Genomic DNA, 20,006 nt, shown 5'->3' with positions numbered 1-20,006 from the left:
CGGGGTTAAAACCCCCGTATTCTTTGCTTATGGATCAGCTATCATTTTCTTGCTCAATCCCTATCTCTCAAGTGTAAGCTCGAAGTCCCCTCTAAGCTTCGTCCACAAATTGACGAGATGTTGGAGGGATTTGCCGGTGCTTGCAATCAAATCTTGTTCCTTGAGTGCTAAGTTGCTTACTTACCTGATTAACTTGCGGGATACTCTCGTTATAGCGTCAGGGCACATCACTTGGGGGTTCCCCGTAGCGGGAGAGAAAAGCGGGGCGGGGTGTGTCCCCCTCCCAGGCTAATTCTATTTTCCCAAATTGTTTGCTCAAATTACAGCGCCCGTGGTGGCGCGGTTAGCTGTACTAAATTAAAGATGAGCTATGTTCTGTGATGATAGCTTTTACGAAAGCCTCGATCGCCCTTTTGAAATATATTTTGATTAATTATCTGCGATCGGTCACTGCCCGATCGTCGGCTGCATGAGCCCCCAGGGCAAATTTTGAGCAACTCTAGTTTTGGGTCAGTAAATATTACTTTGATTATACCCTGGTGTCCAAACCTTTGTGACGTAAGCTTGACGGTTCAAAAATCTTGGGAAGAGGCAAATTAGATATCAACCGTATTTACACATGATCACCTCAGCGAGACAAACTAATTTCTCTCATTTGGCTGGCAAAAATTCGAGACTTCAAGCGACTTCGGCGCTATTGAATCCGAAAAAAAACAGCCCCAATTCGCATCAAAATTAACAACCTAGTATTTGAGTTACACAAGCACACAGCTAACTACTTAGTCACTCAATACAAATTCCTTTTTCTCCATACTTGGGAAACTCAGCAAATCGTAAAAAATGCCAGCCTCAGCTTGCGACTAAAACAGCCTGACAGATGATAACTTTAAGTCACTATCGTTTTAAGTAAAGCTTGAAACATCAAGCCTTATAGGTGGGAAACATTGTAGTAGATGTAACAGAAAAATATACTTATAAAAATTGTTGTAAATGCGATCGCTTTAATTAAAAATGAGAACCCCAAAAAAGTTGGGTTGCCCTCATTGCTGCCATATTATACGTAAATATCTAAACGGGCCTTTGAATATTTTATGGAAAGCTTTGAGCAATCTCTCCAGAGATGGCGAGTTTTCCTCTTTTCACATTGTGCCATACACAGTCAATTCGAGTCCTCTAGATTTACCGGATTAACTGTATCTGCTAGAATTGATAGGGTTCTGTCGCGCAGCTTTTATGATTGACGAGGAAAAACAGCAAGATCAAGATCCTAACTCAACTGGGGAAACCACCCCAGAGGGTTCGCCAATGGCAAGCGAAAATCCGGCGGCATCAGGAAACTCGAACGAATCGGCGGATTGGGAGCTCGAACTTGCTCGAGCTTATCAAAGTGCTCAGGGCGATCGCACCCCAGCAAACGCATCCGGGCCTACCGTCACCAGCAGTTCAACCAACAGTCCGACTGCAGACGTGGCGGAGCCTTGGAAGAATGAACTGGCGCAGGTAACGGAGGAAAAAGAGGCTTTAAAAACTCAGTTGCAAGTCGCATCCGCTCAACTAGAGGAACTGAAAAATCAAAATCTCCGCTTAGCAGCAGATTTTGAAAACTTCCGCAGGCGTACCCAAAAGGAAAAAGAAGAGCTAGATTTACAGGCAAGGTGTCTCACGATCAAACCCCTGTTGCCGGTAATTGACAATTTTGAGCGCGCTCGATCGCACATCAAGCCGCAAACCGATGGCGAAATGAACATTCACAAAAGCTACCAAAGCGTTTACAAGCAAATGGTAGACGGCCTCAAGCAAATCGGGGTTTCTCCGATGCGCCCCGAAGGTGAACAGTTTGACCCCAACCTCCACGAAGCTCTACTGAGCGAGCCAACTGACGAACACGAGGAAGGAACAATTATCCAAGAACTAGAACGCGGCTACATTCTGGGCGATCGCGTCTTGCGGCACGCCAAAGTGAAAGTTGCAGCGGCTGGGCTATCTGTGGTAGCCTCAGATGAAAATCCCGATAGTTCGGAAGGTTAATCGGGATACAAGCTACTGCATTCCTCAAAGTCACTGACCCCCGAATTCTATTCGGGGGTTCCCAGGTGGCAGACTCACCAACTTCTTCATTAAAGATGACTAAAAGCAGGTCAGCGCTTTATCCAAAAATTCTGAAAAATGTTTTTAGCAGTCTTTGATACTGCTTTAGGACATCAAGTTTATTTCCTACAAATCTAGTCTGGGAATGCTTGTTTAAACAAGCTGAGTCGTTTTTCATCTCCCAACCTGTAGTTGGAGATTTCCAAACATCCCACAAAGTTTTATGAGGCGCTATGGGAAAAATTATTGGAATTGACTTAGGCACAACTAACAGTTGCGTAGCTGTGTTAGAGGGCGGTAAACCCGTCGTGATCGCCAATTCCGAGGGCGGCCGCACAACTCCGAGTATAGTAGGATTTGGCAAGGCGGGCGATCGCTTAGTAGGTCAACTAGCCAAGCGGCAAGCTGTAACTAATGCTGTAAATACTGTATACAGTATCAAACGATTTATCGGACGGCGGTGGGACGACACGGAAGAAGAACGAGCCCGAACTCCCTATACCTGCATAAAAGGCAAAGACGATACCGTTAACGTCCAAATTCGGAACAAGGTTCACACTCCCCAAGAAATCTCGGCAATGGTACTCCAAAAGCTCAAGCAAGATGCTGAAGCTTATTTGGGACAAACTGTTACCCAAGCCGTGATTACAGTGCCAGCCTACTTCACAGACGCGCAACGGCAAGCTACTAAAGACGCCGGTACGATCGCGGGCCTAGAAGTCCTGCGGATCGTCAACGAACCGACGGCGGCAGCCCTTTCATACGGGCTGGACAAGCAAAATATAGAACAGAAAATCTTGGTCTTTGACCTGGGCGGCGGTACGTTTGACGTTTCGATCCTGCAACTGGGAGACGGAATTTTTGAAGTAAACGCTACATCCGGTAACAACCATCTCGGAGGAGATGACTTTGACGACTGCATAGTCCAGTGGCTCGTAGAAGCTTTCCGGACTCAAGAAGGCAGTGACCTCTCACAAGACAAAATGGCTTTGCAGCGCCTCCGAGAAGCTGCCGAAAAAGCGAAAATCGAACTCTCCAACCGGGAATCCACCTCAATCAATCTGCCCTTCATCTCCTCTGACGAAAAAGGGCCGAAGCATTTGGAAATGGAACTCTCCAAAGCTCAGTTTGAAAAACTGGTGGCTCATTTGGTGCAAGCCACGATCGATCCGGTGACTCAAGCCCTCAAAGACGCAAGTTTGACCCCCAAAGACATAGACAGAATTATTTTAGTGGGAGGCTCAACCCGGATTCCGGCAGTTCAAAAGGCAATTAGCAAGTATTTTGGGGGGGTTTCTCCCGATAAATCCGTCAATCCCGACGAAGCTGTAGCCGTAGGCGCGGCAATTCAAGCCGGGGTGTTGGGTGGTGAAGTCAAAGACTTGCTGCTGCTCGATGTGACGCCGCTCTCCTTGGGACTCGAAACCTTGGGCGGGGTATTCACCAAAGTAATCGAGCGCAATACAACTATTCCCACCAGTCGATCGCAAATGTACAGCACGGCGGCAGACGGGCAAACCTCGGTAGAAATTCACGTGCTCCAAGGCGAGCGGGCATTGGTTAAAGACAATAAAAGTCTCGGCAAGTTCTTGCTCAAAGGCATTCCCCCAGCTCCCCGCGGCGTACCTCAAATCGAAGTTACCTTTGAAATCGATGCCAACGGGATTCTCAAAGTGGCTGCTGAAGACAAAGGCACCGGAAAAGAACAAAGCATCCAAATTTCCAATACAGGGGGATTGAGCGAAACCGAAGTCGAGCGGATGCGACAAGAAGCCGAACTTTACGCCGACGAGGACATCAAGCGCGCTCTACTCGTCGAACTCAAAAATCAAGCTGACTCCCTCGTCTATAATTGTGGTGTAACTTTAAAAACCAACGCGCAACTGTTGAGTGACGAGCTCAAGGCCGAAGCGGAAACAGCCACAGCAGCCTTGCGGGCAGCGATGACTAACCCCGACATCACAATCGAGGAACTAACGCCCGCAATCGAATCTTTCAAGCAACTGCTATACTCGCTGGGGACAGCAGTCTACGACCAAGCCCGCAGCGGGGTAGCCCCGTCAGGAGCTGTTGTTGAAAGCGAGATGATGTCAGAAGTAGAATCATCAGAACCAGAAGAGGTTAAAGCGGACGACGACAGTATTTTGCTGAAAGAAGAGCTGCTGGTGGCGCCCCAAGCTCCGCCGACACCAAAGCCGGAACCAAAGCCGGAACCAAAGCCGGAATCAAAGCCGGAATCAAAGTCGGAGCCCAAGCCGGAACGACAGTCAAAACGACAGTCAAATCCACAGCCAAATCCACAGTCCAGTCCACAGTCAAATCCACAGTCAAAACAAAAACAGAAGGTTCCCGAACCAGAAGTTGATGATATGAATCCTTTCCTTTAAAACGGAAAAGCTAAAAATTAAAAGTTAAAAATTAACAATGAGAATTTTTGATTTTTAATCTGTAATTTCAGGAAAGGTCGCCCGTTTCTTTTTCGTACACTTTTTGTTATTTACCTCCAGGCAAGCAGCTCTATGGCCGGTGATTACTATGAAATATTAGGCGTTTCTCGCAGCGCAGACAAAGAAGAAATTAAGCGTGCTTACCGCCGCCTAGCTCGCAAGTACCATCCAGATGTCAACAAAGAATCCGGTGCCGAGGAGCGGTTTAAAGAAATTAACCGCGCCTACGAGGTACTCTCAGAACCCGAAACTCGCGCCCGTTTCGACCGTTTCGGTGAAGCAGGCGTCAGCGGTGCAGGCGCACCTGGGTTCCAAGACTTTGGTGACAGCTTTGCCGATATTTTTGAAAGCTTCTTTCAGGGCTTTCAGGGAGGTGTCGGCCAACAACAGCAAGGTCGCAGGCGCAGCGGGCCGGTGCGCGGAGACGATTTGCGCCTCGATTTGCGGCTGGATTTTCGGGAAGCAGTGTTTGGTGGGGAAAAAGAACTCCGCATCAAGCATCTAGAAACCTGCGAAACTTGCACCGGGACTGGCGCGAAACCGGGAACCCGACCCCAAACCTGCTCGACTTGTACCGGTAGCGGTCAAGTCCGACGCGCTACCCGCACTCCTTTCGGCAGCTTTACTCAAGTTTCAGTTTGCCCCACTTGCAACGGCACCGGGCAAGTGATTGAGGATAAGTGCGAAACTTGCGGCGGCCGAGGCCAGAAAGAAGTGATGAAAAAGCTGAAAATCACAATTCCGGCTGGGGTTGACAACGGTACTCGCTTGCGGGTTTCCAATGAAGGGGATGCCGGCAAACTGGGCGGGCCACCTGGGGATCTTTACGTGTTCTTGGCGGTGAATGAAGACCCGCTATTTAAGCGCGACGGGACTAACGTTAGCTCGGAAGTTAAGATTAGTTATTTGCAAGCAATTTTGGGATGCCGGTTGGAAGTGGAAACCGTAGACGGGCCGACGGAATTGTTGATTCCTAGCGGAACTCAGGCAAATACTGTTCTGACTCTTGAGAAAAAAGGGGTGCCTCGGTTGGGAAATCCAGTCAGTCGCGGCGATCATTTGATTACGGTGTCTATTGACATTCCGACTAAGGTGACGGCTGAGGAACGGGAATTGCTGATGCAGCTTGCTAAGCTGAAGGGCGATCGTACCGGTAAAGGCGGCTTGGAAGGATTTCTGGGTAATTTGTTTCAGAAATAAGCAATTTTTGACACCAATTGGTGTCAAATTTTCCTGTTTGAGGATTCCCAGGCAATTTGTTTCAGTATCGGTCAAAAAATTGTGTGCAATTGCTCACAAAAATCTCAGGTGGGACGCTTCCTGGGCATTGCGTCTCAGCAGCGCTCAAAAAAGTGAGCGCAATTGCGCTCACTTTTTTCAGAAAGAATAATAGTCTGTGTCCAATTGGAAAGAAAATTTTAGATTCTCCAGTTTCCAGGCAACTTGTTTAAAAAAGTAAGGCTTTCAGGATTTGAGATTGCAAAAAGCATTATGAATTCAACATCGAAAATTGAAAATCCCAAATCCCCAGATGCCAAAATCGATCTGCGGGGTACTCCGTGTCCTCTGAATTTTGTCCGCACTAAACTGCGCTTGGAGCAAATGGCACCGGGTGCTGTTTTGGAGGTATGGCTGGATGCTGGGGAGCCGATCGAACAAGTGCCCGATAGTCTCAAAATGGAAGGCTACCAGATACTTGAAACGCAATTTGTCGCGGATGAGCCGGAGTCGGGCTTTTTTTCAATGAAAGTGCAGCGCCCAGAAGACAAGGAAGCAGGATGAGCCTGAATTCACCCTCGATCGTGGGTACTGTAATTGCTGTTCAGGCTAACTTCTACCAAGTGAGGTTAGATCCCGAAGTCTCCATTGACGGGAAAAAGGCTCCCCTCGCTGATTCTCCGGTTCTCCTGTGCACTCGTCGCACTCGACTGAAAAAAATTGGCCAACAGGTGATGGTGGGCGATCGCGTGGTGGTAGACGAACCGGACTGGACTGACCGCCGGGGTGCAATTTCTGAAGTCTTCCCGCGCCAAACAGAACTCAACCGCCCGCCTGTAGCTAATGCCGATCGCATTCTCCTCGTTTTTGCCCTCGCCGAACCCGACTTAGATCCCGCATCATTAACTCGGTTTTTAGTCAAGGCCGAATCTACAGGTTTAGAGGTGAGTTTGTGCCTGAACAAATGCGATTTGGTCACGCCCCAAGAGTTGCAACAGTGGCGCGATCGACTTTCAGGCTGGGGCTACGAACCAATGTTTATTAGCGTCCGCAGCGGTGCAGGAGTTCAGGAAGCCCCCGCTAATGCTAAAAATGAAATTTCTCCGTTAGAACCCTGTTCCCATGACTTAGTGGAAGAAATAGAGCCATCTCTGATGAGTTATGAGGACAACCCCCAAGTTCCAAATTCGGTCAAGGCGTTACATCCGTTAAACCCCGTACATAGCCCGTTGCCGAACTTGCTTCTAGACCACCTGCAAGGGAAAATAACGGTAATTTGTGGCCCTTCTGGGGTTGGCAAGTCCAGCTTGATCAACCAACTGATCCCGGCGCTGAACCTACGAGTGAACGCTGTTTCCGGCAAACTCGGCCGCGGGCGCCATACGACTCGCCACGTCGAACTATTTGAACTCCCCGGCGGCGGACTTTTGGCCGATACTCCGGGCTTTAATCAGCCGGCTCTCGAATGCGAACCCTCAGAGTTAGCGGAATATTTTCCAGAAGCGCGCCAGAGGCTGTCTTTGGGTAGCTGCCAGTTTAGCGACTGTTCGCACCGAGACGAACCTAACTGTGTCGTGCGGGGCTCTTGGGAGCGCTACGAGTATTACTTGAATTTTCTCGAAGAGGCGATCGTCCGCCAGCAACAAGAGCAAAACTCTAGTAGCGCCGAATCGAGTTTGAAGCAGCAAACCAAGTCTGATGGTACGCAGCATTACGAACCGAAGCTGCAAACTAAAAAATATCGCCGTTCTTCCCGCCGCCTTCAACACCAGTCACTCCAAGATATGTGTCAAGACTTAGAGGAATTGTGAGGAAGTCGCCGCCCATCGCCCGTAGGCACTAGAAAACAGTACCAAGACTTACCCAGAAACCGGGTTTCCTCGACGAAAATACTTCGTTGTACCCGGATGCCCCTTCGCAAAACCGGCGTTCTTTAGTCGCGAGTGCGTAAGTCCTGAGTACATTAATAGCTAAAATTAAATGGCCTTAGATTTGTTAAAAAAAGTAGAACAGAAGCAAAAGTTAGCGGGTACTGCAGGAGCAAAAATATTGTGAATATTCAAGAACTGTTTGAAAAAGGCGGCCCCGCCATGTGGCCCCTGTTGCTGTTATCGATTCTATCTTTGAGTACCATTATCGAGCGCTTGTGGTTTTGGGCGAGCCTCCTGAGCAAAGAAAAGCAGATAGTTAACCGCATTCTGGAAGCGGCTCGCAGCGATTGGGGGGCGGCTAACGAGATTGCCAGACAAGCTAACCGACAGCCGATCGGGCGATTTCTTTCTGCACCTCTGCGGCTCTACAATCCCGAACCAGATTTATTTCGACTCGCACTCGAAGCAGCAGCCGATGAAGAGTTGGCTTCGATGCGTCGCGGTGACAAAATCTTAGAAGCTACGATCGCTCTAGCCCCTTTGCTGGGCTTGCTGGGAACAGTTTTGGGCTTGATTAACTCGCTCAGTTCCATCCGTCTGGGCGACATCGGCACGTCGGCAACAACTGGCGTAACTTTGGGGATTAGCGAGGCGCTGATCACGACTGCTACTGGAATGATAGTAGCAATTTTTAGCTTGGCGTTTTATCGGATCTTTCAAGCTTTTTTGTTCAACCAGGCAAAAATATTTCGCAAAGCTGGAAATGAATTGGAATTGCTTTACAGGCAATACTGGCCTGCAGCTAATGCTAAGGGTCGAGCACCCGGTGCAGAATACAGCAATTCTTCTTTTGGTGCAGATGGTTTGAACAGGCGTTCTCTCAATTCTCAAGAATCGGGAGAACGGAATCGGGAGCCGAAATTGAAAGGTTCCGATCCGGCTGAAGATTCACCTTCTAATAATTAGAACCAAGGAGAACTGATGAAGATTAATCTAGATACTCCTGCTGAAGAGGCTCGGATTGAACTGGTGCCTTTAATTGACGTGATCTTTTGCATTCTGACGTTTTTTCTCCTGGCGGCTTTGCAACTGACTCGGCAGCAAGCCATTAATGTTGATTTGCCTAAAGCGAAGACAGGACAAGTACAGATGCGAGAGATGCTGATTGTCAGCATTGACGATTTCGGTCAAACTTATATCGACCAATTGCCTGTTAATTACCAACAACTCGATCGAGTTTTAAAGAGTTTCCAAAGTAAAAATCCTACGGGGTTGATGGTGCTGTACGCTCCTCAAAATGCGAGATATGCCAAAGTTGTGGAGGTTTTAGACAAATTGAGAGAGGTAGGGGGCGATCGAGTTGCCCTGGCAACTCTTCCTAGTTCGGCTTCCTCCCCATCGCCCAATACCTCGCTTCCCAATTCGGGCATTCCTGCGGCACCTGCGATCGGCAATTCCGGTCAACCTCTGCCGTCTCCTGTGCCTCCGGGGCAGCAACAGTTCAATCCCAATCAGTTTCAATCTCCTCTCCCCGCTCCCGGGCAGCAGCAGTTCAATCCCAATCAGTTTCAATCTCCTCTCCCGGCTCCACAGCAGCCTAGCAACTCTGGGGCTAATTTGGGTATTCCTCCTGTTTCGCCTGCACCCGCTGCTCCCAATTTGAGCCCCGGAATCGCTACTCCACCGCAGGATGGCGGGCCCTCGAATTAGTTAGAAGGAAGAAGGTTCGGCAACGGATTGTGTAACGGATGTAACGGATGTAACGGATGTCCGTCGGAAGAAGGGAGAAGGAAGAAGGGAGAACAGAGAAATAGAAATTTTCCCAATCTCCTCATCTCCCGCTCTCCCGCTCTTCCGCTCTCCTCATCTCCCCCTCTCCCGCTCTCCTCATCTTTCAATCTCTCCCTCTGGGCCTCTCTCCCTCTCCCGCTCTCCTCATCTTTCAATCTCTCCCTCTGGGCCTCTCCCCCTCTCCTCATCTCCCGCTCTCCCGCTCTTCCGCTCTCCTCATCGCGGAAAGAATCTCCGCCGGATTTGGTATAAACGGCTTCAATTCTTTTGGTTCGTACTGAGCCTTTTTTCTCTTGACAAGTAGATACACTTGTATATGCCTGCGGAAGGAACTTTTGCAGACATCTCGCCATCTCTATCCATAAATAAGGTATTTCTTAGGACAGATGGTAATTTTGTCAAATGATTGTTACCTTTTGTAATATAGACTAAAGCCAAATGGGCAATCGGGCATCCCGAAACCAACGGTCGATCGCTGAAACAATTTACAAATCTGGTTAATCCAGGTGTTCACTTTTAAGTCACCTTTACTTACAGAGGAGTCAAAGTCATGAGCCAACCAGCAGAATTGTCTTTGGAACAGCAATTTAGCCTGTGTTCATTCAAAACACAGGTAAGTGACATGAGCCGCGAACAAGCTCAGGAGTTTTTGGTCAAGCTTTACGAGCAAATGATGCTACGGGAAACCATGTACCGCCATTTTCTGAAACACCACTGGGGTTTAGAACCTAACCCAGGTGTTGAGTAACCAAGAGTCGCAGTCGGCGACCTCCGTCTCTTACTCTCTTCCCTCAGGCGGAAAGGAGTTGGGGGTGATGGGGCGTCACTCGAAGGCAGAAGCTAGAACACCTCCGTACAGAGGTGAGGAAAATCTGACAATTTCTTTGTGGATTTAACTCAATGTGGGAGTCGAGCTAAGCAGTTTGTCGATCGACACCACCGGAGAGCGCAAAGACAATTTATCGCGCCTCGACTCGAAAATTAGATAACTATTAATAAAAAGTGTTAATTTTTTAACCACTTAAAATTTTTAACAAATTAAATATATTTGTGTTTATTTGCAGCGGATGAGGTTTGACAACAATGGCGCTAGTCGGACATCTGAGCGCGACCTCCGACTAGCAAAACCTTCAGTTTTCACATCAATCCCTAGAACTGGCAACTGTGGACTCTAGAAAGAGTTATTCCGGCTGACGTTCCAGAGTCGCCTCCATTGTACTCGTCAAGTAATGACCAGACATGATGCCGCTAGATTGGTAGTAGCGGTTGTCATCAACCCGGTGAAGGGTATCAAAACCCGTCCGCCGCTGGCGTTCGTCTCCCAATACCCAATAACGCTGGACGATCGACTGGGGAGCAATCCAACCTTCGCCCTCGACGCGGGCGAGTTCGCTGTGTTGGAGTACAAAAGTATACTGCCGTTCATCGCTGTTGAGGTGTCCTCGATACTGCAAAATAATCTCTTCGCGATCGCCTCCAGGAAATACGAGCTTTGTCACCATACTGAACCAATCTGTTCGGTTCCAGCTCACTAAAGTTTTGCCTTTAACCGTAATTGGCACGCCATTGCGCTCAATCCAGCTTCCTTCGAGCGTCCATTGGCCAGATTCCATTAAAAACGTGTGAGCCACAGTGCTGTTCCTATGCTTTTCCTGCTGGCTACAATGCTGGTGCAACAACGCACAGCCGTTGTCCCTCAGACTCTATGCTATCACGCCCAACTGTGCCAACAAGAGTTAATTTCTCCTAAAAGTACCGATGTCCGGGCACCAGTAACTTGAGGCAGATTGCCGGGAATGCCCCGAACCCGCCATGCGGCTAAAACCGCGAATGCGAGCGCCTCTTTAAAATCTACATTCAAGCCTGCCTCAGAAGTAGTCAACACTTGCACTGGATGCAATTGAGATTGCAATCGGCGTTTTAAGTAGAGATTGTGGCTTCCGCCCCCACATAGTAAAACTCGATCGGGCATAGCCGGTAAAAAAGTTTGGTAACTGTGAACGATCGAGGCAACAGTCAGTTCTGTCAGAGTAGCCAGCACGTCAGCAGGACTGAGGTTGTAACCTTGGGCCTCGACCAAACACCTGTCAAAATAGTCTACACCAAATAGCTCTCGCCCCGTTGATTTCGGCGGTGCTTGGCGGAAGAACTCTGATGCGAGCCAATCCTCGACTAAAGCTTGACAGGGAGTGCCCGATGCCGCCCAAGCTCCACCTTCGTCGATCGTCTTAGTGCCGCCTGAGAAGTGCTGTACTGCCAAATCTAACAGGGAATTCGCCGGGCCTGTATCCCAGCCCGATATGCCATTCCCCAGACTGAAAATCTCAGACTCGTCATTGTTTTCCCCTTTTCCTCTGGCAGGGAGATAGGTAACATTGCCAATTCCCCCCAGATTTTGGATGCAGAGGCTGATGTTGGGTTCCGCCAGCAGGCAGGCATCAACTATGGACACTAAGGGTGCTCCTTGACCCCCTGCAGCAATGTCTGCAGAGCGAAAGTTACTGACAGTAGTAATTCCTGTCAATTCCGCAATTAGCGCGCCCCGCCCAAGTTGTAAGCTGTAGCCCATTAACGCACCGGCGCTGTCTTTGGGGGCTTTGCCAGCAGGTCGGTGGTAGACGGTTTGACCGTGAGAGCCGATTAATTCGGCTTTATCATATTCTGCTTGAATTGTCAATGCTGCCGTGGCAAATTCTTGGGCAATGGCATCATCTAATTGGGCTAGTTCAGCCATTGACAAAGCTGAACCACTGCAAACCGAGAGAATTTGCGATCGCAAATTAGCAGGATAAGGGAAAGTCTTGCCTGCCACCAATTGCACTTTCAAGTCTGTTTGGGAACCGACCACATCCACCAAAGCAGCATCAATGCCATCCACCGACGTGCCGCTGATCAAACCGATAACGCGGGTCATTCAATTTTAGATTTTAGATTTTAGATTTTTAGATTTTAGATAGTGGGGTGCGATCGGGCGATCAAATATTATTTGAGGTCGAGCGTCACGATCACCACAGTAATATTATCGCGTCCACCTTTATCCTTAGCTGCTTGAATTAAAGCATTTGCAGCGCCCTCGCAGGCGCGAATCGACTTCAGAGGCGAAGCAATCAAAGGATCGGAAAGTTCTTCAGTCAAGCCATCGCTGCAGAGTAGCAGGCGATCCCCAGGCTGCACGTCCACCGGCAAAATATCTATCTCCCGCAAATCATCGCGGCCCAAACACTGGGACAAAACGTGACGCCAAGGATGAGTGCGAGCCTGGTCAGGAGTTAGAGCCTTTCTTTTCACAGCCTGAGCCACCCAAGTCTGGTCTTCAGTAATCTGCTCCAAGCGAGAGCCGTGTAGCCGATACAAGCGAGAGTCACCGATATTAGCGCACCAGGGTCGGCCCTCATCCCTAAACATTAGAACCACAGCCGTAGTTCCCATATCAGCACGCTCCGGGTGGTCGAGCTGATCCGTCAAAATTGCTTGATTGGCAATTAAAAAAGCCTTTTCCAACAACAGCGGAGAATCCTCTGGCCCTTCCCAATGTTCGAGCAAATAAGATTGAATCGCCTGAGTCGCAATCCGGCTGGCTTCTTGACCTCCGGCGTGTCCTCCCATTCCATCGGCCACTATGAAAAATCGCCCGTCAGAGTCTATGTAGTACGAATCCTGATTTACGGAACGAACTAGCCCTGTGTCTGTCTTACCTGCGAAAGAGCGTTTCATAGATTGGGTGATTGGACTCATCGAACTTGAAAGCTTGATTTAATGGGGTGCGATTTTTTATTCCAAAACTTAAATCCCGAACGGACTTGAAATTCTGCAGCCCGCGATCGCGAGTTTTGGAAAAATTGCACTTCCTTGACCTCATATTGTAGATCGTATGATGGTAATCCCATCTTAAAATTTCCGTAAATCTAGTAAATTAAGCAGCACCTGCCAAAAAAAACTGGATTTCTACCCAAAATTAGAGGTTTTGCTGGCGAGAAATCTAGGCAGCAACCGGGTTTTTAGTCTCAAAGCGCGTAAGTGTTGTAAATTTCAGCAATCTGTGTTCAGCCAGCCAAAACTTAACATTCGATGTCAAATTTGGGCTGGCGAGAAATTTCAAACCTGAAATTTCAAATCGCAAATTGCACAATTATGACATCCTGTCTAAACGATCGATCCGCTTGAACAAACGCAGCATAGCAAACCCTGCACCCGCCGCCAGCACTGCCACAGCGACAGCAGGCCAGACTTGATTGCTGACAAACAAAATTGTCGCCGACAAAGTAAAAGCACTCATCAGCAAAGCATAATTCGTGCCCATTTGAGCGCTGCTCATGCGACGGAGCAAGCGCTCTGTTTCTGCAGAACGGACGCGAATCCGCAAATCTCCCTGTTCGAGTTTATCAATAGTCTCCTCAATCCGGCGGGGCAAACCCAAAGCACTCGAACTCACCTGAGCCGCCTGACGACCGATTTCGTTAAAAATGCTGCTACTTGTATCATGGCCATTTCCATTAGTCATAAGCTGCATGGCAAAAGGTTGTGCCACCTCCATAAAGTTGAACTCGGGATCTAAACCGCGGCCCACCCCTTCGATTGTGGAAAAAGCTCGCATTACAAAAGTAAAAGTAGCTGGGAAGCGAAAAGGTTGGTTGTAGGCAATATCGTAAAGGTCGTCGGTAATCGCGCTCACAGACTGATTTTCAAAAGGCTTGTCCATGAAATTGTCCAGCATATACTGGATGCTGCGGCGCACCGGACTCATATCACCCGTAGGCACCAAAGCTCCCAAATTGATCAGAGAATCCATAATCCGCTGTCCATCCTTGGAAGCAATGCCGTAGAGCGTCTCCATCAGTCCTTCGCGGACGTTCGACTGGATTTGCCCCATCATGCCAAAATCGTAGAAAATCAGACAACCGTCAGCACTAACAGCGATGTTGCCGGGGTGTGGGTCAGCGTGGAAAAAGCCGTCGTTGAGCAACTGGCGCAAATAAGCTTTTGCACCCAACTGAGCGATTAATTTACGATCGATACCGGCTGCTTCCAAAGCTTCGTAGTGGCTGATTTTAATCCCCGGCAGGTATTCCAAAGTCAGCACTCGCGGAGCCGCATACCGCCAATAAACCCTCGGCACCCGCACCCAGTCACAGTTGCTAAAATTGCGGCGAAAAGTATCAGCATTGCGGCCTTCATGGAGATAGTCAATTTCCAGCCACAGAATGCGACAGCATTCCTCATAAATCCCCATCCAATCTCGGCCGCGGCCCCACTTAGGATGGTTTTGAAAGTAACGGGCAATTCCCTTAAGAATTTGCAAATCGATCTCGAACAGCTTCCGCAGTCCCGGTCGCTGCACCTTAACCACCACTTCCGGGCCCGAATGCAGTTGAGCTTTGTGTACCTGACCCAGACTTGCAGCCGCCAGGGGCACCGGGTCAAAGCTGCGGTAGAGTTCTTGAACAGTCTTGCCCAAATCTTGCTCGACAATTACCTCTAACTGCTCGTAGCTGAAAGCAGGCACTTTATCTTGCAGCTTAGAAAGTTCCTCGACAAACTCTGCCGGGAACAAATCAGCGCGGGTGGAAAATAACTGCCCAACTTTAATGAAAGTTGGCCCCAAATCCAAGAGTGTTTCTCGAACCCAGATAGCTTGAAAGCGGCGTCTGGCAACTTTCTTTTCTTCAGTCACGCCTCCCCAGTAGCTCCAATTTTTGCTGTCGAGCCAGAGGGAAGCGAGCCAGAGCAAAACAAAGGCCCAAATGTCGAAGAAGCGCCGCTTCCGGGAATATTTTTCGCGGTTCCAGCGATAAGCTTTACTTTTGTAGGATTTACTAGCAGTTTTTGGCTCATCGGCTTCGCCAGTGGGCTTGGGGGAGCGCTGGCGATTAACAGAGTCATCAAGGAGAGCAGACACTTGGGTTCCCAAATTGCTTATTTTATGTTGTTGCTTTGATTGAAAGTAGGAGCGCAGGAGCGCAAAGCAATGCGCTCACCTAGTAAATAATAGTTGTGGTCGAATCGATCGCTAGGGCAAACTGCTGCGGTAGCGCTGCAATTCCGATCGCACCAGAGCTACTTCGGCGCGCAGCTCGTCAATAGTCGCTTGCAAATCTGCAGGATGGATGTCTTGAATGGTGGTGGTGCTTGCAGTGCCAGTTCTGGTCTGCATCGCCTCATCCGAAGCTCGATTTGCCCGTTCCACAACTCGATCGGTGAACTGCCGCAGGCGTTCTCTTTGTTCTGCGTCAAATTTGCCGAGTTCAGAGAAAGCGTTGGTGGCCGCGCTTTCTAATTGCTCGTACAGTGCTTCGGCAAGTGCTCTGCCTACAAAAAAAGCATGAACTGGGGGTTTACTCATAAAAAATATTCGGTAAGTGGGAAACTCAGAGTCTTTAGACCTGAGAGGAAAACGACTCGGCGGTTTCAACCGCCTTGAATCCCCTTGCGGGGTTAGAGGGGTATGGTTGCCCCTCCAATGGAGATACAGTTGTCTCCTTCCTCCCTTGCGGGGTAATGTTCGCCTCGACCTGGTTATAAAGGCTTGTTAGACCTGCAACACTGTTTCAGTGACTTTAAAACTGTTTAATTGCAGATGACAGAGCGGAAAACTGGCGTCGCACTCTCCGGTGTCGTGACCTGAATAACGTCTCCTCCTGAGAGGGGTCTGGTCAGAACAGCTTGTAATTTCTTACAAGCTCAGTGGCTTTAGCCCTGAGTTCCTGACAAAAAATCTCTGTGCGCTTCCGCAACAAATTATAACTTGCTTGTCCCCGATGATGCTTGCTCCCAAAGGAAGGAATTTTGGGGGAATTGACACTCCCACCCCGAGTGTCGGAGATGGGATTCTTGAGATTTAGAACAGTCTAACGCGCCACGGCGTAGCCCTAAAGCGTCGCTTACACTGGCTCAAATTCGAGGTTGGGGTTGCTTTGTACCAAAATGTTTGCAGCTTGGCAGTATTAATACGCGACATCACACCACCTCAGCGCCACGCACATATTCTAACATAATTTAAATCCAAATAGAAAACAGTCCTGCATTTTTTGGCGGGCATTTGGATTGCAGAGGGAATAGGAAATATTCGATAAACTCAGAGGACGACTGTTGGGATTTTCAGCTTAGACGGAAGTTTTTGGAAGATAGTGGTTGGCTAGGTAGGGCCTTATTATCTAAACTAATGAGCAGATATTTGCTGACTCATAAAACCAAGTATTTGTCCGCACTTTGAACCAACAAAAACCATACTAATTTGTCGCAGGTTCGGGAAAAGGTATCGTGGGATCTGCCACAGGCGGTGGTGAATCAGGTGCGATCGAACTATCTGAATTGTTGCCACTGGGATTTGGTATCGCAGGATCAGGCGATCGCTCGATCGGCGACGCTATTACTGGCGACGGGGATTCCGACGGCGGCAGGGTTTCAGCGCTAGCACTCTCAGGGGCAGGCGGGGCGGGCGCGGCGGGCGGTTCTGCAGGCAGGGGCGCAACTTCTGGTACTGGTGCGGCTTCTGGTTGGGGATCTGGCTCGATTTCGGTTTGAGGCTCTGGAATGGGGGACTCAGAAGGCTCCTGTGCGAGTTCGGGCGTCGGCGATGGCTCAGGTTCCGGTTCGGGTTCTGGGGCGGGAGTTTCCTGGCTTGGAGACTCAGAAGGTACGGCGCTAGTTTCTGAGGGATCTTCGATCTGTTCGGGAATGTTGGTGCTGTCTAAGGGGGGTTTGGGGCGCTTGTTGAGTTCGATCGGATAGAGAGGGCTGCTTTCGACAGACGGCTGCCCGAACATCGGCCCTGACAAATCGCGGGATTTGAGCAAATCTTCCAGAGATGGGAAGGATTCAATTTTGGGGCGATTGCTGAGACTGGTGCTGTTGTAGTGCCATGCTAGGTCAAAACCCATCCAGCCTGCAATTGCAGCCGTTACCACAAACGCCAGAAAAGTCAACTGCGGCGGGGGAGGTGCGGGCAATCTTAGACTTTGCTTGCCTTTTCTTTTTACTGATACTCGCTCTGTTTCTTGCAGCATGGTGAGCCAATTTTCGACTGTCTGAGGGCGGTTTTGGGGGTCGATTTCGAGTCCCTGAAGGATGGCTCGCTCGATTCCTGGGCTGAGGTTGGGCTGAAATTGCCGTAACTCAGTCAAGGGAATGCGATCGCGCAGGGGTGCTGCTACGGGCGCCACGCCGGAGAGTAAGTAGTAGAGGGTGGCTGCGATCGCGTAGATGTCAGTGGCCGGTGTACATTTACCGTCATAGAGGTATTGTTCGATCGGCGCGTACCCGGGGGAGAGCAAGTTAGTGTGGGTTTGTTTGGTGCCGGCGGTAAAGCCGCGGGGAATTCCGAAATCTATTAACATTACTACGTGAGAATCGGCTCGCCGGATAATATTTTCTGGCTTGATATCTCCGTGCAGCAATCCGCTGTGGTGAACTGTACTTACGGCTGAGGCTATTTGCCGAATATAGTGCAGGGCCTGGGGTTCTGGCAGCGGCTGATCGGTTTCGACTATTTGGGCGAGAGTTTGGCCCGGAATGTAGTCCATTGCAATAAAAGACTGTCCGGCTTCTTCAAAAAAGTCAATTACCCTGACTATGTTGGGATGCTGACACCGCGAGCGGCGTTGGGCTTCGGCAATAAACTGCTGCTGAAATTGGGCAGATTCTGGGTGTTGGCGCAGACTTTCGTTGAGGGTTTTGAGTACGACGGTTTGGTTTAAATGGGTGTGGATAGCTCGGTAAGTGATGCCGAACCCTCCTATCCCTAAAGTCGCGTTAATTTTGTATTTGCCCTGTTGCAGGACTGTTGCTGGCGCTAAGTTCATCTTCAGTTGATGCCGTTTCCCAAACTATGCTACCGCCTTTGGGTTATTTCGCAGAGTTAGGGGTGAGGTTTGAGCGATCGGCGCCCTAGTTTGAGCTTTAGCTCTGCTATATCTTTAATCTTGGCATCCCCACGTCATTTTATCTGTCGTAGGTATTGTGAAAATTAACGCTCCGGCTTTCCAATAATAAAAATCCCGCTCTTGTGGAACGGGAAAGCCATCAGGGTGCATCTATAAATATCTGATCTGACTCTAACTTCTGGGGGGTACAACCCCTCATTGCTTTAACAAGTCTTTAAAATTAGTCGATTTTTGTAAAAATTTAGGTTTTATGTTGACTTATAATCAATTTTATGGGATTGAAGATTGCCGCATCGCGCTCTTGAGCTTGGGAAATTGAGACTCTCAGGTCTGAAGAGAGGCTCGATTCTTGAATAGACTAGGGGAGAGAGCAATTTTTGCAATCTGGCTGCGATCACTTCAGTTGAGGCGAACTGGTACATTCCGATGGCGAATATGATCTGGATTTATAATACGTCGTTTTCCCCTGCTGCTCCCAGAGTCACACCTTACAGACCAAATTACCTTTTTGGCTCAGATGAAGTTCAGGCGAGCGGCATAAAATGAGAAAGAGGCATCGTATCGGGCTTAATCTTGAGACTGCAAATGGCTCAAACCTTGTAAATAAAAAGGCTGTAAGCATTCTCCAGACATTGGTAGCCCAGAGCCATAAAAGCTTCAATCGCTGTTCGCGTTACACAGCAAGGCCTGGAGGCAAGCTCAAGTTCTCCGAAGGGGGGAACTTGAGCTTAAGTTGTCACCAATGGGGTCTTCCTGGTAACGAGAAGCGATCGATTAGCAATTAGCAGCAATTAGTAATTACTTATTCTTTGGTTTGAAAATGTCTGTTAAACAATCACATTACGAAACTTTACTAGCAGAGTACAGCGAATCTTCGGCCGCGATCGCCCTGCTGAAAAAATATCGGGTTTACATGGAAATGATTCCGAGTATTCGCCGCGCCCATGAGAGTTTAATCACAATTCCTTTGCCAATTGCGCGCTTGCGGGACGGGGTTTCGTATGCCGGAAGCAGCGGCACTAGCATATCGCCCGGACAGGCAGTTTGTTTGCCCTGCGATTTGGCGATTTTGATGTGCGATCCTGAATGGAAAGTTAAAATTGGAGTGGAAATTTTGATTTTCATTCATCGTCCGGGCGAAGAGTTTTCTGAGTTGCTCGGCCGCTGGCGGCAGTCTCAAGTTTGGCTGGATAAAGGTTACGAATGGGTGATGCCGCAGCGCTACAGACATATTTACAGCGATGAAGCTGAGGCTGTTCATCCGCTATTTGTTTTGTTTGAGGAAACGCCGGAACTGATTCAACGGGGTTTGATGGCGGCTGGTTTGCCGTTTGTGGTGGAAAGTTTCGAGTCGGGGAGTGAAGAAGTAGAGGAGGAAGAGTTTCTGGGTAGCGGGGAACTGGGAAGTATTGGTGAAGAGAGTTTTGATTTGTAGGGTGGGTGCGATCGCCTATAGCCATCCTATTGCTTGAAATAAAGTAGATTTTTTTCAACTAACTGCAGAGGGCGCTCTTGGCGCAGAGAAAGAGAAAAGAGAGAAATATTGATGTTTGTGAAGCCCTAAGTGCGTTGTTATACGAAATTCTGGTTAGCTAAGCTGTTTGGCATCTAAAACGCATATTGTATAGTATAATCTAATGATATTTATAAAAAGTCAATGCCTACTAAAAACTTCCTCAGTTCCGAGACAAAGGAAACTCTGCAACAAGCAT

General features: G+C 48.9%; 15 protein-coding genes. 9 read left to right on the top strand and 6 right to left on the bottom strand.

The window, feature by feature from the left end:
- Window positions 1–1,233 precede the first annotated feature (1,233 nt).
- From grpE to QUA77_RS12030, 8 genes are all read left to right on the top strand, one after another.
- Complete coding sequence (grpE, locus tag QUA77_RS12065; protein WP_333450276.1) at window positions 1,234–2,028, top strand: nucleotide exchange factor GrpE; 795 nt, start codon at window positions 1,234–1,236, stop codon at window positions 2,026–2,028.
- A gap of 293 nt (window positions 2,029–2,321) precedes the next feature.
- The gene (dnaK, locus tag QUA77_RS12060; protein WP_333450275.1) at window positions 2,322–4,475 is read left to right on the top strand and encodes a molecular chaperone DnaK; all 2,154 of its coding nucleotides are present in this window, start codon (window positions 2,322–2,324) and stop codon (window positions 4,473–4,475) included.
- A 132-nt stretch (window positions 4,476–4,607) separates the two neighbouring features.
- Window positions 4,608–5,735, top strand: coding sequence for a molecular chaperone DnaJ (dnaJ, locus tag QUA77_RS12055; RefSeq protein WP_333042223.1), 1,128 nt, complete (start codon window positions 4,608–4,610; stop codon window positions 5,733–5,735).
- Between the two features lie 291 nt (window positions 5,736–6,026).
- Window positions 6,027–6,317 carry a sulfurtransferase TusA family protein gene (locus QUA77_RS12050; protein ID WP_333042225.1) on the top strand — a complete coding sequence of 97 codons (291 nt, stop codon included), beginning with the start codon at window positions 6,027–6,029 and terminating at the stop codon, window positions 6,315–6,317.
- Complete coding sequence (gene rsgA / locus QUA77_RS12045) at window positions 6,314–7,564, top strand: ribosome small subunit-dependent GTPase A (RefSeq protein WP_333450274.1); 1,251 nt, start codon at window positions 6,314–6,316, stop codon at window positions 7,562–7,564. Before QUA77_RS12050 ends, rsgA begins: the two co-directional genes overlap by 4 nt.
- Window positions 7,565–7,804: 240 nt before the next feature.
- Window positions 7,805–8,590, top strand: coding sequence for a MotA/TolQ/ExbB proton channel family protein (locus tag QUA77_RS12040; RefSeq protein ID WP_333042229.1), 786 nt, complete (start codon window positions 7,805–7,807; stop codon window positions 8,588–8,590).
- Between the two features lie 15 nt (window positions 8,591–8,605).
- Window positions 8,606–9,334: a biopolymer transporter ExbD gene (locus tag QUA77_RS12035; protein ID WP_333450273.1), complete on the top strand. Its 729-nt coding sequence runs from the start codon at window positions 8,606–8,608 to the stop codon at window positions 9,332–9,334.
- 631 nt (window positions 9,335–9,965) lie between these two features.
- A complete protein-coding gene (locus QUA77_RS12030; RefSeq protein WP_006635253.1) occupies window positions 9,966–10,163 on the top strand; it encodes an NblA/ycf18 family protein in 198 nt (65 codons plus the stop codon).
- 433 nt (window positions 10,164–10,596) lie between these two features.
- Here the strand turns inward: QUA77_RS12030 and QUA77_RS12025 are convergent, their stop codons facing one another.
- The 6 genes from QUA77_RS12025 to QUA77_RS12000 form a co-directional block, all read right to left on the bottom strand.
- Window positions 10,597–11,046 carry a hypothetical protein gene (locus QUA77_RS12025; RefSeq protein WP_333042233.1) on the bottom strand — a complete coding sequence of 150 codons (450 nt, stop codon included), beginning with the start codon at window positions 11,044–11,046 and terminating at the stop codon, window positions 10,597–10,599.
- A gap of 80 nt (window positions 11,047–11,126) precedes the next feature.
- The gene (locus QUA77_RS12020; protein ID WP_333450272.1) at window positions 11,127–12,329 is read right to left on the bottom strand and encodes an anhydro-N-acetylmuramic acid kinase; all 1,203 of its coding nucleotides are present in this window, start codon (window positions 12,327–12,329) and stop codon (window positions 11,127–11,129) included.
- A gap of 68 nt (window positions 12,330–12,397) precedes the next feature.
- A complete protein-coding gene (locus QUA77_RS12015; RefSeq protein WP_333042235.1) occupies window positions 12,398–13,129 on the bottom strand; it encodes a PP2C family serine/threonine-protein phosphatase in 732 nt (243 codons plus the stop codon).
- A gap of 415 nt (window positions 13,130–13,544) precedes the next feature.
- Window positions 13,545–15,311, bottom strand: coding sequence for an AarF/ABC1/UbiB kinase family protein (locus tag QUA77_RS12010; RefSeq protein WP_333042236.1), 1,767 nt, complete (start codon window positions 15,309–15,311; stop codon window positions 13,545–13,547).
- Window positions 15,312–15,422: 111 nt separating this feature from the next.
- Window positions 15,423–15,755 carry a DUF6825 family protein gene (locus tag QUA77_RS12005; RefSeq protein ID WP_190660406.1) on the bottom strand — a complete coding sequence of 111 codons (333 nt, stop codon included), beginning with the start codon at window positions 15,753–15,755 and terminating at the stop codon, window positions 15,423–15,425.
- Window positions 15,756–16,641: 886 nt separating this feature from the next.
- Complete coding sequence (locus tag QUA77_RS12000) at window positions 16,642–18,213, bottom strand: serine/threonine-protein kinase (RefSeq protein WP_333450271.1); 1,572 nt, start codon at window positions 18,211–18,213, stop codon at window positions 16,642–16,644.
- Window positions 18,214–19,114: 901 nt separating this feature from the next.
- Between QUA77_RS12000 and QUA77_RS11995 the strand changes: the two genes are divergently transcribed.
- Window positions 19,115–19,729 carry a hypothetical protein gene (locus tag QUA77_RS11995; protein WP_333042238.1) on the top strand — a complete coding sequence of 205 codons (615 nt, stop codon included), beginning with the start codon at window positions 19,115–19,117 and terminating at the stop codon, window positions 19,727–19,729.
- Window positions 19,730–20,006 lie beyond the last annotated feature (277 nt).

The sequence above is a fragment of the Microcoleus sp. K5-D4 genome, assembly GCF_036704575.1.
GTDB lineage: Bacteria > Cyanobacteriota > Cyanobacteriia > Cyanobacteriales > Microcoleaceae > Microcoleus.
Note: the sequence above shows the minus strand (reverse complement) of the source record. Positions and strands in the feature narration are given on the sequence as shown.